The organism is Janthinobacterium silvisoli (assembly GCF_014200725.1).
Taxonomy (GTDB): Bacteria; Pseudomonadota; Gammaproteobacteria; order Burkholderiales; family Burkholderiaceae_D; genus Janthinobacterium.
Genome location: NZ_JACHCL010000002.1, coordinates 936,682 through 949,403 on the forward strand (window position 1 = coordinate 936,682; position 12,722 = coordinate 949,403).

At 61.1% G+C, this 12,722-nt stretch carries 12 protein-coding genes and 2 tRNA genes; 10 read left to right on the top strand and 4 right to left on the bottom strand.

Annotation, left to right across the window (positions count from 1 at the left end):
- Nucleotides 1–9: 9 nt before the first annotated feature.
- A complete protein-coding gene (locus tag HDE75_RS14350; protein ID WP_183677036.1) occupies nucleotides 10–408 on the bottom strand; it encodes a T6SS effector phospholipase Tle3 domain-containing protein in 399 nt (132 codons plus the stop codon).
- Between the two features lie 155 nt (nucleotides 409–563).
- Between HDE75_RS14350 and HDE75_RS14355 the strand changes: the two genes are divergently transcribed.
- Both HDE75_RS14355 and HDE75_RS14360 read left to right on the top strand, forming a co-directional pair.
- Nucleotides 564–1,790 (top strand): exonuclease SbcCD subunit D C-terminal domain-containing protein, encoded by a 1,227-nt coding sequence (locus HDE75_RS14355; protein WP_183677035.1) that lies wholly within the window; start codon nucleotides 564–566, stop codon nucleotides 1,788–1,790.
- Between the two features lie 39 nt (nucleotides 1,791–1,829).
- Nucleotides 1,830–5,588: an AAA family ATPase gene (locus HDE75_RS14360; RefSeq protein WP_183677034.1), complete on the top strand. Its 3,759-nt coding sequence runs from the start codon at nucleotides 1,830–1,832 to the stop codon at nucleotides 5,586–5,588.
- 30 nt (nucleotides 5,589–5,618) lie between these two features.
- On the opposite strand, the gene HDE75_RS14365 is transcribed toward HDE75_RS14360, so the two are convergent.
- Nucleotides 5,619–5,771 (bottom strand): hypothetical protein, encoded by a 153-nt coding sequence (locus tag HDE75_RS14365; protein WP_183677033.1) that lies wholly within the window; start codon nucleotides 5,769–5,771, stop codon nucleotides 5,619–5,621.
- Nucleotides 5,772–5,962: 191 nt separating this feature from the next.
- On the opposite strand from HDE75_RS14365, the gene HDE75_RS14370 reads away from it, so the two are divergent.
- From HDE75_RS14370 to HDE75_RS14395, 6 genes are all read left to right on the top strand, one after another.
- A complete protein-coding gene (locus HDE75_RS14370; protein ID WP_183677032.1) occupies nucleotides 5,963–6,175 on the top strand; it encodes a hypothetical protein in 213 nt (70 codons plus the stop codon).
- A 59-nt stretch (nucleotides 6,176–6,234) separates the two neighbouring features.
- Nucleotides 6,235–7,095: a hypothetical protein gene (locus HDE75_RS14375; protein ID WP_183677031.1), complete on the top strand. Its 861-nt coding sequence runs from the start codon at nucleotides 6,235–6,237 to the stop codon at nucleotides 7,093–7,095.
- An 83-nt stretch (nucleotides 7,096–7,178) separates the two neighbouring features.
- On the top strand, nucleotides 7,179–8,357 hold the full coding sequence (locus HDE75_RS14380; protein ID WP_183677030.1) for a methyltransferase: 1,179 nt from the start codon (nucleotides 7,179–7,181) through the stop codon (nucleotides 8,355–8,357).
- Nucleotides 8,358–8,420: 63 nt separating this feature from the next.
- Nucleotides 8,421–8,497, top strand: a tRNA-Met gene (locus tag HDE75_RS14385).
- Between the two features lie 108 nt (nucleotides 8,498–8,605).
- Nucleotides 8,606–9,097: a hypothetical protein gene (locus HDE75_RS14390; protein ID WP_183677029.1), complete on the top strand. Its 492-nt coding sequence runs from the start codon at nucleotides 8,606–8,608 to the stop codon at nucleotides 9,095–9,097.
- Nucleotides 9,098–9,160: 63 nt separating this feature from the next.
- A tRNA-Met gene (locus HDE75_RS14395) sits at nucleotides 9,161–9,237 on the top strand.
- 172 nt (nucleotides 9,238–9,409) lie between these two features.
- On the opposite strand, the gene HDE75_RS14400 is transcribed toward HDE75_RS14395, so the two are convergent.
- Together HDE75_RS14400 and HDE75_RS14405 are read right to left on the bottom strand one after the other, a co-directional pair.
- A complete protein-coding gene (locus HDE75_RS14400) occupies nucleotides 9,410–10,024 on the bottom strand; it encodes a hypothetical protein (protein WP_183677028.1) in 615 nt (204 codons plus the stop codon).
- A 220-nt stretch (nucleotides 10,025–10,244) separates the two neighbouring features.
- On the bottom strand, nucleotides 10,245–10,910 hold the full coding sequence (locus tag HDE75_RS14405; RefSeq protein ID WP_183677027.1) for a hypothetical protein: 666 nt from the start codon (nucleotides 10,908–10,910) through the stop codon (nucleotides 10,245–10,247).
- A gap of 189 nt (nucleotides 10,911–11,099) precedes the next feature.
- On the opposite strand from HDE75_RS14405, the gene HDE75_RS14410 reads away from it, so the two are divergent.
- Both HDE75_RS14410 and HDE75_RS14415 read left to right on the top strand, forming a co-directional pair.
- A complete protein-coding gene (locus HDE75_RS14410) occupies nucleotides 11,100–11,618 on the top strand; it encodes a sigma-70 family RNA polymerase sigma factor (protein ID WP_183677026.1) in 519 nt (172 codons plus the stop codon).
- Nucleotides 11,619–11,622: 4 nt separating this feature from the next.
- Complete coding sequence (locus HDE75_RS14415) at nucleotides 11,623–12,648, top strand: FecR domain-containing protein (protein WP_183677025.1); 1,026 nt, start codon at nucleotides 11,623–11,625, stop codon at nucleotides 12,646–12,648.
- Nucleotides 12,649–12,722 lie beyond the last annotated feature (74 nt).

Sequence of the window (12,722 nt, forward strand, 5' to 3'; positions counted from 1 at the left end):
GCTGGCCTTTTAGCCCCAGCGGAACCGGATCACGGGCGAAAAATGGGCTTGTTCCTGGATAAAAGTGCTGGCCGTGTAGTCGGGATCGACATAGCCGTCATCGTTCAATTCATCGCGATACCCCACTGGCGTGAGTTGCCCGGCTTGCGGCGAGGGGTGGCACAGGTGCTCGTCGCAGCGCTTCAAACGCGTGTTCAAGCCGGTGCACAAGCCTGCTTCGGCCGCCCGGTACCACTCGCCATCGGAATTGACGCCGTGCACGAAGATGATGACGCCCGACGACGGCATCTGTTGCAAACAGTCTTGCAGGCGATGGCTGAAACAGGTCGTGCCGGCCGCCTTGCCGACCACCAGGTCGACGGTCGCATGGAATGGACTATCGGGATCGCTGCCTTGCATATCGTTCATGGCGGGCCTTTTAGGTTAGCTGGCCTGGTCACCGGACTGGTCAATTTAAGCCCTTGCCGATGAACAGGTTTTACGCAGTGTCAATCAAACCATATCAATCCAGCCGTTTTTTCAGCTATATTGACGCCTGTTTCATCTCTTGCAAGTTCCTTATCATGCGCCTGCTGCATACTTCCGACTGGCATCTGGGCCAGACTCTGCATAACTATGAGCGGGGCTACGAGCACCAGTGCTTCCTGGACTGGCTGCTCGACACCCTCGTGGCCGAACAGGTCGACGTGCTGCTGGTGGCGGGCGACGTGTTCGACAATGCCAATCCTTCCTCGGCCTCGCAAAAGCAGCTTTACGTTTTCCTGCAGCAGGCGCGCATGCGCCTGCCCGCACTGCAACTGGTCGTCATCGCCGGCAACCACGATTCGGCCGGGCGGCTGGAAGCACCGGGACCGCTGCTGGCGGCGCATGGCACACACGTGATCGGCCATATTCTGCGCGACGACGCTGGCCATATCGACCTGGAACGGCTGCTGCTGCCACTCACCGGCAGCGATGGCACAGTGCAAGCCTGGTGCCTGGCCGTGCCCTTCCTGCGGCCCGGCGACGTACCGAAGATCGCCAGCGACAGTGGACAAGATCCTTACCTCGGCGGCATCGCCCTGCTGTACCGCCAGTTGACGGACCTGGCGCTGGCGCGGCGCCAGCCTGGCCAGGCGATTGTCGCCATGGGCCACTGTCATATGGTGGGCGGCGAGATGTCCAACGATTCCGAGCGCCGCATCGTTATCGGCGGCACGGAAATGCTGCCGTCGGGGATATTTGACGCGTCCATCGCCTATGCCGCGCTGGGCCATCTGCACCTGGCGCAAAGCGTGGGCAAGCAAGCGCATATCCGCTACAGCGGCAGCCCGATTCCGCTGTCGTTTGCCGAAGTGGGCTACCGCCACCAGGTGCTGTGCATCGATCTCGATGGCGAGACCTTGCGCGAAGTGCGGAGCATCGACATTCCACGCGCCGTGCCGCTGCTGCGCGTGCCGGCCAAGCCGGCGCCCATCGATGACGTGCTGGCCCAGCTGGCCGCACTGGACGTAGCCGAAACCGCAGCGGAAGCGCGCCCTTTCCTGGAAGTGCGCGTGCGCCTGGACGCGCCCGAACCGGGCCTGCGTACGCGCATCGAAACAGCGCTCGACGGCAAGGCCGTGCGCCTGGCGAAGATCGAAACATCGAGCGCCGCGCGCAGCAGCGCGCCGGAAAACATGACCCTGGACCAATTGAACCAGCTGCAGCCCGATGAGATTTTCCGCCGCCTGTACCAGCAAAAATACGGCAAGGAAGCGCCGCCCGAACAGCTGTCGGCGCTGGCTGAATTGCTACTACCGTCCGCTTGAAGTCTCCAACACAGAATAAACTGCACAGAATAATCCTGCATGAAAATCCTGAAAATCAGCGGTAAGAACCTGGCCTCGCTGGCTGGCGAATTTGAAGTGGACTTCGAACAGGAGCCGCTGGTCTCCAGCGGCTTGTTCGCCATCAGCGGCCCAACGGGCGCCGGCAAGAGCACCTTGCTCGACACCCTGTGCCTGGCCCTGTATGACGCCACGCCACGCTTGCTGAAAGTGGCGGGCCGCAGCAGCGCCCTGCCCGACGTGGGCAAGGAAACCGTCAATGCCCAGGATACGCGCACCCTGCTGCGCCGGGGTACGCCCGAAGGCCATGCGCAAGTCGATTTCGTCGGCAATGACGGCGCCCACTACCGCGCCCGCTGGAGCGTGCGCCGTTCGCGCAGCAAGGCCGAAGGCGCGCTGCAGGCGACCGCCATGAGCTTGCACAAGTTACCAGAGATGCAAGCCGTTGGCGGCACCAAGACGGAGGTCAAGGAAGAAATCGAAAAACGCATCGGCCTGTCTTTTGAACAGTTCACGCGCGCCGTGCTGCTGGCGCAAAACGAGTTTTCCACCTTTTTGAAAACGGAAGACAATGAACGGGGAGAATTGCTCGAAACGCTGACAGGCAGCACCATCTATTCCGATATCTCCGTGCGCGCCTTCGAGCGGGCCAAGAAGGAAAAACTGGTCCTGGAGCGGCTGGCGGAAAAGCTGGCCGACCAAAGGCCCTTGTCGCCGGAAGAACGGGCAGAAACGGAAGCGCAGGCCGCGACCGCCGAAACAGCCCTGCACACCCTGGACTTGCGCAAGACTGTGCTGGAACAGCAACAGCGCTGGCATCAGGAGACACAGAAGCTGCAACAGCAGATCGTGGCGGCGCAGCAGGCGCTGGAAACCTCGGCAACAGAACGCCAGGCGGCACAGGAGCGCCACGCGGCCCTGGCCCAATGGGAATTACTGCAACCGTCCCGTCCGCTGGTCGACAATGCGACCAGGTTAAGCAGCGATATCGCCAGCGCCAGCGTGACCCTGGAAACGGCGCGCCAGCAGGCGGCACAGGCGCAAACCAGCCAGGAACTGGCGGCTAGCCAAGCGCTCCAAGCTGTCAGTCATTTACAGGCGCAAGAAACTGCGCAGCGCGAGGCAGCGCCCCTGCTGGATCAGGCCAAGGCGCTGGACGCCGGCATCAGCGCCCGCCTGACGGCACATGAGGCAGGCAAGACGACAGCGCAAGCAGCCGACCAGGACAACGATGCTGCGCAAGCGAGCTTGCTGGCACTCCAGGAACGCCAGCGCAGTGTGAACCTGGAACAGGAAGCAGCTAAACAATGGCTCGATAGCCACCAGCACTGGGCTGCGCTGGCACAGTCATGGCCCTTGTGGGAGCAGTTATTCACGCAGGCGGGCCAGGCTGCAGCACAAGCCGATGCGGCCGACATCAATCAGCTGCAGGCACAGCAACTACTGGACGTGGCCAAGACAGAAACCACGTCAGCGCAAGACGCATTGATAGCAACCACCGCCACCCTGGCCGCACGCGAAGAGCAGCGGCAAACGGCGCTGGCGGCCTTGCGAAGCATCGATGGCGCAGTGCTGCTAGAGCAGCGCAGCCAGCTGGAAACCCATGGCCGCATTCTGGGCACGGCAGAAAAGAACTGGCATGAACTGGCACGCAAGCAGCAGGAACTGACACAGTGGCAGGCAAAAGTGTCGCAACTGGCGCACGCAGTGCAGGCGGAACAAGCCGCACTGACGGCGGAAACGGCCAGGACGCCCGCCATCGAAGCGGCCCTGCTCCAAGCGGAAAAATCGCTGAAAAACGCCGAAGCGGCCTGCGCCGCCAGCGTCGAGCAATTGCGCGCCAACCTGGCCGAGGATACGCCCTGCCCCGTCTGCGGCGCGCTGGAACACCCGTACAGCCATCAAGACCCTGTCTCGCAAGCGATGCTGGTCAGCCTGCGCAACGATGTGCAGGCCTGCCGCACGCAATCGCACGCCAATATCGCCCAACTGGCCGCTCACAAGGCGGCACTGGAAGGCTATGCGCGCGAGCAAACGCCCGCCGCGCAGGTGCTGGCAGCGCTGCCGGAAACCATCGCCCAATTGACGACGCAGTGGCAATCACATTCGGCCAGCCTGCATCTGCCAGCAGAAGAGCTTCGAACGGACTGGTTTGCAGAACAACTGGCTGCCAATACGGCGGGCCTGCAGGCGCTGGCCCAGCAGGAGGTGGCGCTGCGCCAGGCACAGCTCCAGCGCGACCAGGCGCAGGCCGCACATGAACAGGCGGCCACCGAACACGCACGACTGACGGCGGCCCTCTCGTCGGCGCAAGCCAAATTGGCACAACTGCAGGCGCAGCAAGCGGCCAGCAAGGACAAGGGTGAAACGGCGCGCAGCGCGCTCAATGGCTTGCTGGCCCAACTCGATGGCGCCTTTACGGATACCGAAGGCGCCGAAGACTGGAAGGAAAACTGGCGTTCAGGCCCTGCCGATTTCCGCGCGGCGCGTCAGCTTGAGAGCGAAGAATGGCTCAAGCAGCAAACGGCACAGCAAACGCGTGCGCAAGCGCTGACGACCTTGGCCACCCAGCTCGATGGATTGCTGACTGCCGCCAAACAGGCGCAGCAGCTTGCCAAGGACGCGCACGCAGCCTTTACCCAGCTCGATACCCAACTCAAGGCGCTGCAAGCAGAACGCAAGCTGCTGTGGAATGGCCAGGCTGTGGCAGAGGTTGAAGCCAGCTTGGCGGCCGCCATCGAGGCAGCAAAAAACACGCTGGCACAACAGCAAACGGCGGCCTTGGCAGCCAGCCAGGAAAAAACCCGTCTGGCTGAAGCTAGCGCGCAAGCAGAACAGCGCCTGACTGCCCTGCAACAGCAAGAGTTGGCAGCATCGGCCGCGCTGCAAGGTTGGCTGCAGCAATTCCAGCTAACTCATCCCAGCCACGCGCCCGACGATATCGCCAGCCTGCGCCAGCGCCTGTCGATTTCAGCCGATGCCATGCGCACCGAGCGCGAGGCGCTACAAGCGATAGAGCACCGGCACACTGCCGCCGTTTCCGTGCTGGCCGAACGCCGCCAGCAACTGGCTAGCCACCTGGAACAGCCGCCGGCCGAGCTGGAAACGGATGTGAATGTATTGCAGGCTGCGCTGGATGCCTTGACGGCTGAACGCCAGCAAGCGAACCAGCAGGCGACCCAGCTGCGCCTGGCCATCGCCCAGGACGACGCCAAACGCCATAGCGCGCAAGCGATGCTGGCACAGATCGAAGAACAAGCGGCCATCGAGCGGCGCTGGGCCAGCCTGAACGAGTTGATCGGTTCGGCCGATGGCAAGAAATTCCGCAACTACGCCCAGCAATTCACGCTGGAAGTGCTGCTCGGTTATGCCAACGCCCACCTGAACCATCTGGCGCGGCGCTACCAGCTGGAACGCATCGACAATCCGAACAATCCTTCACTGGGCCTGATGGTGCGCGACCAGGACATGGGCGGCGAGCTGCGCTCCGTCCATTCCCTGTCGGGCGGCGAATCGTTCCTCGTCTCGCTGGCCCTGGCGCTCGGCCTCGCTTCCCTGTCATCGAACCGGGTGCGCGTGGAGTCGCTATTCATCGATGAAGGTTTCGGCAGCCTGGACACGGAAACCCTGCGCGTGGCCATGGATGCGCTCGACGGCTTGCAAGCGATGGGCCGCAAGGTCGGCGTCATCTCGCACGTGCAGGAAATGACGGAACGCATCGCCACCAAGATCCTGGTGCGCCCCGGTTCGGGCGGCAAGAGCGTGGTGACGGTGCAATGACGCGGGAACAACGGGAATAGCGGGAATAGCCTAGCGCGGCACAGAGCCCGTTTGCAGCCTGAGCATATCCCAGCCCAGCTCGCGCCGGATCTGTTCCGGATCGGGCGGCGGACGGCGCTGTTCAAGCTCGGCTTTCAACCACTTCCTGACCATTTCCTTGCCAGGTTTCTGACGCTGTTCCATGATGCTACCTCAAGAATAGAGAGCAATCGCGATGCCAAACGGCATCCCTGTATCCACAACGTGGCAGCCACCATTCAGTTGACCGGACCGTAGCGAAGATGCAACAGTCTGTAACGATACGGCAAGTGCGGTAAAATCCCCGCCTTCGCGCGTTGCCCACGGCACGCCCCGCAATCGTTTTTAGGAAGCCCATGAAAGCCGCCCGCAGCCTTACCTTCAAGTGCGTAAAATGTCACAAATCCATGCAGGTTTACCTGCAAAAAGTATCCGCCTGCTCGCATATCCAGCCTTATCAGGGCATTTGCCAGTGCGGCGAAGTCAAGCGCCACGCTACGGGCCAGGCTGAAACCGTCAAGGCTTACCTGGAGTCGGCTGACGGCAGCTGGACACATCACCATCACTAATGGTTAAAGAATGAGAGAGAGCCGCCGTTAATCAGGTATTCGCTCATTCAAGATAAACCATGTCCCAACTCCCCGCCCTCGTCCCCGGTACACGCCAGAACGCCGCCAATACCGTGGCGGGCCAGGGCCAGCAAGCGCCCAAGGCGGGCAGCAATCTGGCGAACTTCGCCGGTTCGCCACTGATGCAGCGCACCACGCAGGATGTGGTGGCCCTGTCGAAGAATGGCCTGGACTTGTCGGCCAAGGGACTGTCCCAGCGCACCGATGCGCTGGGTAATGCGACGGTCGATGCGGCGCAAGACTTTCTCAAGAATATGACGCAAAAGATGTTTGGCGATGGCGCCAGCATCTCTTTTGACAGCGTCGATCTGCAGGCGGCCTCGGGTTTTTCCAGTGGCGCCGCCAGCGTTTCGGGCGCCAGCGGCACCAGCCAGGCGGCCGCTTTCAGCCTCGATGAAAACGCCCATTTCATCGGCAAGGGCAAGATCACCACGGCCGATGGCCAGACCTTCGATTTTGAAGTGGAAGTGCAATACCAGTCCAATATCAGCGCGGGCGCCCTGCAGCAAACGCCGGCCGATGCACCCGACACAGACAAGCCCGACGATACAACCCTGCCTACCAAGCAATTGCCCGCCACCAATTTCGCGGGCAACTTGAACGACCTGTTCAAGCTGCTGGGCCAGCAACTGCAAAGCAATATTTTCCATGGCAATCAAGATACTGCCAGCGCCAGCAGCAAGGATGGCGACCAGGCCGGCAGCCTGACCCTGCGCCTGCTGAACCTGGTGCAACCGGCCAAGACAGCCGAGGCAGACAAGTCCGAAACCAAGTCCGACGCCCAGGCCCGCGCGGTAGCGGCTGCCTATGGCGCCGATGACAAGCCAGCACCGCCAGCGATCTCACAGGCCCAGGCGTAGGCCGCCACGTAGCGCCCACGTATAATAGAAGACGGCCTGCGCAGGCGACCATGCCGCGCGCCCTCTTCTTTCGATTGAATCCCATGTCCGACACTTCTTCAAATACCGCCCATCCGCAGATCCACTGGAGCGAAAACGGCGCCGAACACACGGCCCGCTGGCGCTCGGAAAGCGGCATGCCGCCACCGAAGCGCGTCGTCATCGCCGACGACCGCACGACGGCCGACCAGGCGTACCGCCTGGCTTGCGAAGGCACGGCCATGCTGTGGCGCGGCGACTTCCAGAATGCGCGCCAGTTGCTGCAGGCGCTGGCGCGCCGCGCCGACCATAAAAACGACAAGCCCAGCAAAAAGGCCAAGGCCGCCAAGCTGGCCAAGCCTGAACCAACGGCCACCGAAGCGTTCCATTTGCACCGCCAGGCCCAGTCCCAGCGCGCCCGCACCCTGGCCATGCTGCTACTGCCTTTCGACGCCGACTACACGGTGCCGCTGCGCCGCGCGCCGGACGTGAAACTGGCTTGCAATGAAGCCTATGGCCGTGGCACGGAACCGTTCATCGCCTCGCTGCGCGAATTGCTGGGCCTGATCGGCGCCCACGAATGGCGCCGCACGGGCGTGGAATTGCCAGCCCTGGGCCAGCGCATCCACCCGCACTATGGCGTGTTCGCGCCGATCCGCGGCGAATACGTGGCTCTGGTAGCCGATACGCCCTTGCCAGCGCGGACAAAACTGGCTTTCGATATCGGCACCGGCACCGGCGTGCTGGCCGCCGTACTGGCCCAGCGCGGCGTCGACCGCATCGTCGCCACCGACCAGGACGCCCGCGCCCTGTCCTGCGCCCGTGAAAACCTGGCCCGCCTGGATTTGAGTCACCAGGTCGAAGTGATCCAGGCCGATTTGTTCCCGGCCGGCCGCGCGCCGCTGGTCGTGTGTAATCCACCATGGCTGCCTGCCCGCCCCAGCTCGCCCATCGAATACGCCGTCTACGACCCGGACAGCCGCATGCTGCGCGGTTTCCTGGCCGGCCTGGCCGAGCACCTGGAGCCTGCGGGCGAAGGCTGGCTGATCCTGTCCGACCTGGCCGAGCACCTGGGCCTGCGCCCACGCACGCAGTTGCTGGAATGGATCACGGCAGCTGGCTTGAAAGTCGTCGACCGCCACGACGTCTTGCCCACGCATCCGCGCGCGCAAGACGCCAGCGACACCCTGCATGCGGCGCGCTCGAAAGAAGTAACTTCATTGTGGCGTTTGGCAGCCGCTTGAGCGGAGCTACAATCCCCAGCCATTGCGCAATGCAGCAAACTGCGCTATAATCTTGGTCTCAGACGCGGGGTGGAGCAGTCTGGCAGCTCGTCGGGCTCATAACCCGAAGGTCACAGGTTCAAATCCTGTCCCCGCAACCAGATACATAAAAGCCGCTGATTCTTGCAAAGGAATCAGCGGCTTTTTCATTCTGGCTCATTTCGCGCAGGCATGTTAAATTGCCACTTTTACCATGCATAGGCCACTCCTTGAAAGCTTTCTTCAATGCCATACTGCTGGTCAGCCTGTTCTTTTCTGCTGCAGCGCAAGCCCAATCCCAGGCGCAAAGAGATGCCGAGTATCTGCAAGAATTCGTCGTTCCCTTTGCCAGACTGCAGCTTGAACGGCGTGGCGCATTTCCCCCGATAGGCGCGGCCCTGAAGAGTAACGATAAGTTTATTCTCATGCCTGTCGACAAAACAGCAGTATCGATGCTGCCAAAAGAGCTCATCGAACTGATGCAAGAGTCGCTGGTACAAGGCGCTGCCGACGGCGAGTACAAAACCACCGCCCTCGTCTACGACGCCACCGTGCCCTTGCCCTCCTCCGGCAAACCATCGGACGCGATCGCCGTCGCACTCGACCATCGCGATGGCTATTCAGTGATCACCTTTATTCCCTACGAACTGCGCGGCAAGCAAGTTCATATGGGCACGCCGTTTACCCGCCCAGGAACAGCCTCGGTTTTCCAGCAAAAATAAGCAGCCACAGCAGGCTTAGCAAAAATCATTCCCGCGACACGGCTAACTGGTATATAATTCGCCTGCGGGGTGGAGCAGTCTGGCAGCTCGTCGGGCTCATAACCCGAAGGTCACAGGTTCAAATCCTGTCCCCGCAACCAGAATTACTGAAAAGGCTTATCGTTCGCGATAAGCCTTTTTGCATTGAAGCCTGGCACTCAACTTTAGCGATTCACAAGACCGCCGCCTGGATACGCAATGAGCCGATGAAGCCGGCAGGATTGTCCTGGCTGAGGTAGATGGCTGAAACGGACTCTTGACACCCCATTTCTGTCATTCCTGGCGATACAAATCAGCCACATGCAGGGAATGGAAGGCAACAGTATCGCCATATTTAGCTGCAGCATGATGAGGGTCATTATCAAGCGCGCCAACGTAACAATCGTTTTCCTCATCAATGGCGGTAATGTTGACCCACATTCTTTCGCACTGGCCATCACCACGATCGGCATCTTCGGCTGCGAATCGAAAAACCAGTTTCACCAGCATACCAACGGCAAGGTTGTCACGAATCTCAGCAGGAGGCGGCTGTATATCCGCCAAATATTCAGAAAGCCAAACGGCGTCCTCCAGGTAATATCCATTCTCTGCAAACGAAGGAAATGGATTATTCCTGGAATACTCCCATTTATCCGCGCGATCATTCCAATCCGCCTGCCATCCGTATGGAAGGTCATACAGCTCTGCCAGCGAGGCCTGGCTGCTGATCATATCCGACAGGCAGGCGATCTTGATTGAACTCGGCGTCGTTTCATTTGACGCTGCATGGAATTGCCAGTCGCCATCGAAATCATGGTACACACACGTGACTGGGGAGCCATTTAATACATCGGTCGTTGTGTAGCAGGCAGTGTTCGGTGCGTCTTGAAAATTCCAGGTGTTTGTCATCTTATTTATGGATTGCGTCTTTAGGATACGCCAACGCCACATTGGGCTTATCCATAGTGACTGTTCTTTTTTCCCCGCTGTCTTGTGGAGGCTTGGCTGTCAGATATGGCGACCACTTCTGGCAAACGCTGATACGCCTGAAGCGATGGTTTTGAACGGCGAGAACCTGAGCTGGCCTTCAATTGGCCATGCATTGCTATGGTACGCTAGCCGCAACCAACTACTCCCCACCCGCCCGTATCTGCTTGGCCGCCGCGCGCAAACTGGCTGCTGCGCGGCCCAGCCGATCTGCCCCGGCTGCGTCGGACAAGGCCGCAAACGCGCTGATGTGGAAGGTGGCGACCATCATTGGAGATAGGCCAGATTCGATCGCCGCGCGGCTCAAGTCCGTCGAGGCGTCCAGATAAGCCTCGCTACCCGCCTCAAACGCCTGCTTGGTGTCGAGCAATTCTTGGCCGCCGTCCGCCTTGGCCAGGCAGTCGTCGACTTTTTGCTGGAAGGCCGGCATGGGGTCAGGCACCGGCTCAGGTTCGGGCGTAGCCGCCGCGTCTTCAGCCTCCTTCGCATTCTCCGTGGCAGGCGCCGTTTTTGCCGCCGACAATTCGCTCAAGGTCAGCCAGCGCTCGACCGCCAGATAATCTTCAAACGGGTCGGCTACCTTGGGATTGATTAGCCACACTTCGCCGGTACGCCAATCAATCCTGGTGCCTCGTTCGTTTCTTGCCAGCAAAATATCCTGGCCGCCGTCGGGATTGGACATGCGACCAATCTTGACCCAGTTCATCAGTTCGGCCTGGCGCGACATCGCATTCACACGATGAAAGTAGCCCATCCATAAAAATCTGGCGATCAAGAGAACCAGGGCACCGCCAACCATCCACATCATTTTTCGCTCCGCGCGTTCCACATCGACAGCGCCCATTTTCGCACATGGATGCTTGCATTCCAGAAACTTTAAACGTAGTGATGGGGTCTGGCCGTCAGTCGCATTTCCACAACGCGTGAGTAACGCGGATTGTCTGCAAGACACGACTACGATACAATGAGAACAATTCTCATTTAGATTGTTTGCCTTGTGCTTGCCGCCCATCCATCATCGCCGGACTTCCAGTCGCTCTACACCCAGCACCACGGCTGGCTGCTGGGCTGGCTGAAGCGGCGCCTGCACGATGCAGGACTGGCCAGCGACCTGGCGCAAGACACCTTTATCAAGATACTGGTCGCGCGCAACAGCAACGACATCATCGCGCCGCGTCCCTTCCTGGCGACCATCGCCAAGCGCCTGATCGCCAACCACTGCCGGCGCGAAGAACTCGAACATGCTTATACCGACGCGCTGATGCACTTGCCGCCAGCCCTCGCTCCCTCGCCGGAAACGCTGTCCATCCTGGTCGAATCGCTGCAGCTGATTGACCGCGCGCTCGATACCTTGTCTGACAAGGCCAGGAATGCCTTCCTGATGGCTCATCTCGACGGTATGACGTATGCCGAGATCGCCGTAGAACTGCAAGTGAGCAGCCATTCGATCAAGAAGTATCTGAGCCAGGCCAACCTGCTGTGCTTTTTTGCCGTGCCCGATTTTGCCGCGCTCTGAGCCCATGCGCCCCGCCGCCGCACACAATATGGTGTATGCCGAAGGCCAGCCCATCGACCTTGCCATCGCCATGCAGGCAGCCGAATGGCTGACCACCCTGATGAGCGGGCAAGCCACCCCGGCCGAGAAAACGGCGTGGACCGACTGGCGCCAATCGCACCCCGACCATGAACGCGCGTGGCGGCATATCGAAAAGGTCAGCGGCGGTTTCCAGGGACTCGATGGGCAGGCCAGCCGCCAGGCGCTGGCGCGCCGTTCGCGCAGCATGTCGGCTGGCGGCTTCCCGGTTTCCCGGCGCGGCAGCCTGAAAGCGCTGTCCTGGCTGGCCGCGATCGGCCTGACCGGCTGGCAGGGTGCGCGCTCGCAGCCGGCACAAACACTGCTGGCCGATGCATCAACGACGACAGGGCAGCGCCGCGACATCACCCTGCCGGACGGCACCCAGCTGACGCTCAATAGCGGCAGCGCCGTCAATCTCCGCTATTCCAGCACGCAGCGGCTGCTGCAACTGGTGCAGGGCGAGGTATTCATCAGCACGGCCCAGGAAGTGGGTCAACCGTACCGCCCCTTCCTGGTCGAAACGGCGCATGGCCAGGCGCTGGCACTGGGCACGCGCTACTCGGTGCGTCAGGACGAGGACTACACCAGCGTGGCGGTGGAGCAAGGCGCCGTCCGGCTCACGCCGCGCCATGGCGGCAGCAGTGTCATCATTCACGCAGGCCAGGCCAGCAGCATGACTGCGGAACGCATCGCGCCCGCGCAAACTGTATCGCCCGATGTGTGGGGCTGGCGCCGTGGCTTGCTGCTGGCCGACGACATGTCCTTGCGCGACTTCCTGCATGAACTGAGCCGCTACCGTCACGGTTTCCTCGGTTGCGACGACAGCGTGGCCGACCTGCGCATCTCGGGCGTTTTCCCGCTCCATGACCTGGAGACCGTGCTGCTGTCGCTGCCCGACACCTTGCCGGTCAAGCTGCGGCTGCGCACGCGCTACTGGATGCAGGTGGAAGCGCGCACACAAAATAGTTAAAAAAAACAGTAGCCGTTTTCGATTGCCGCGTGACCCATGGTTGAAACGCTCTTACTACGACTTCAACACAAGGT

Excerpts from the sequence above, each read along its gene's own strand:
- HDE75_RS14350 (WP_183677036.1), bottom strand. The coding sequence starts at position 408 with ATGAACGATATGCAAGGCAGCGATCCCGATAGTCCATTCCATGCGACC.
- HDE75_RS14355 (WP_183677035.1), top strand. The coding sequence starts at position 564 with ATGCGCCTGCTGCATACTTCCGACTGGCATCTGGGCCAGACTCTGCAT.
- HDE75_RS14360 (WP_183677034.1), top strand. The coding sequence starts at position 1,830 with ATGAAAATCCTGAAAATCAGCGGTAAGAACCTGGCCTCGCTGGCTGGC.
- HDE75_RS14365 (WP_183677033.1), bottom strand. The coding sequence starts at position 5,771 with ATGGAACAGCGTCAGAAACCTGGCAAGGAAATGGTCAGGAAGTGGTTG.
- HDE75_RS14370 (WP_183677032.1), top strand. The coding sequence starts at position 5,963 with ATGAAAGCCGCCCGCAGCCTTACCTTCAAGTGCGTAAAATGTCACAAA.
- HDE75_RS14375 (WP_183677031.1), top strand. The coding sequence starts at position 6,235 with ATGTCCCAACTCCCCGCCCTCGTCCCCGGTACACGCCAGAACGCCGCC.
- HDE75_RS14380 (WP_183677030.1), top strand. The coding sequence starts at position 7,179 with ATGTCCGACACTTCTTCAAATACCGCCCATCCGCAGATCCACTGGAGC.
- HDE75_RS14400 (WP_183677028.1), bottom strand. The coding sequence starts at position 10,024 with ATGACAAACACCTGGAATTTTCAAGACGCACCGAACACTGCCTGCTAC.
- HDE75_RS14405 (WP_183677027.1), bottom strand. The coding sequence starts at position 10,910 with ATGATGTGGATGGTTGGCGGTGCCCTGGTTCTCTTGATCGCCAGATTT.
- HDE75_RS14415 (WP_183677025.1), top strand. The coding sequence starts at position 11,623 with ATGCGCCCCGCCGCCGCACACAATATGGTGTATGCCGAAGGCCAGCCC.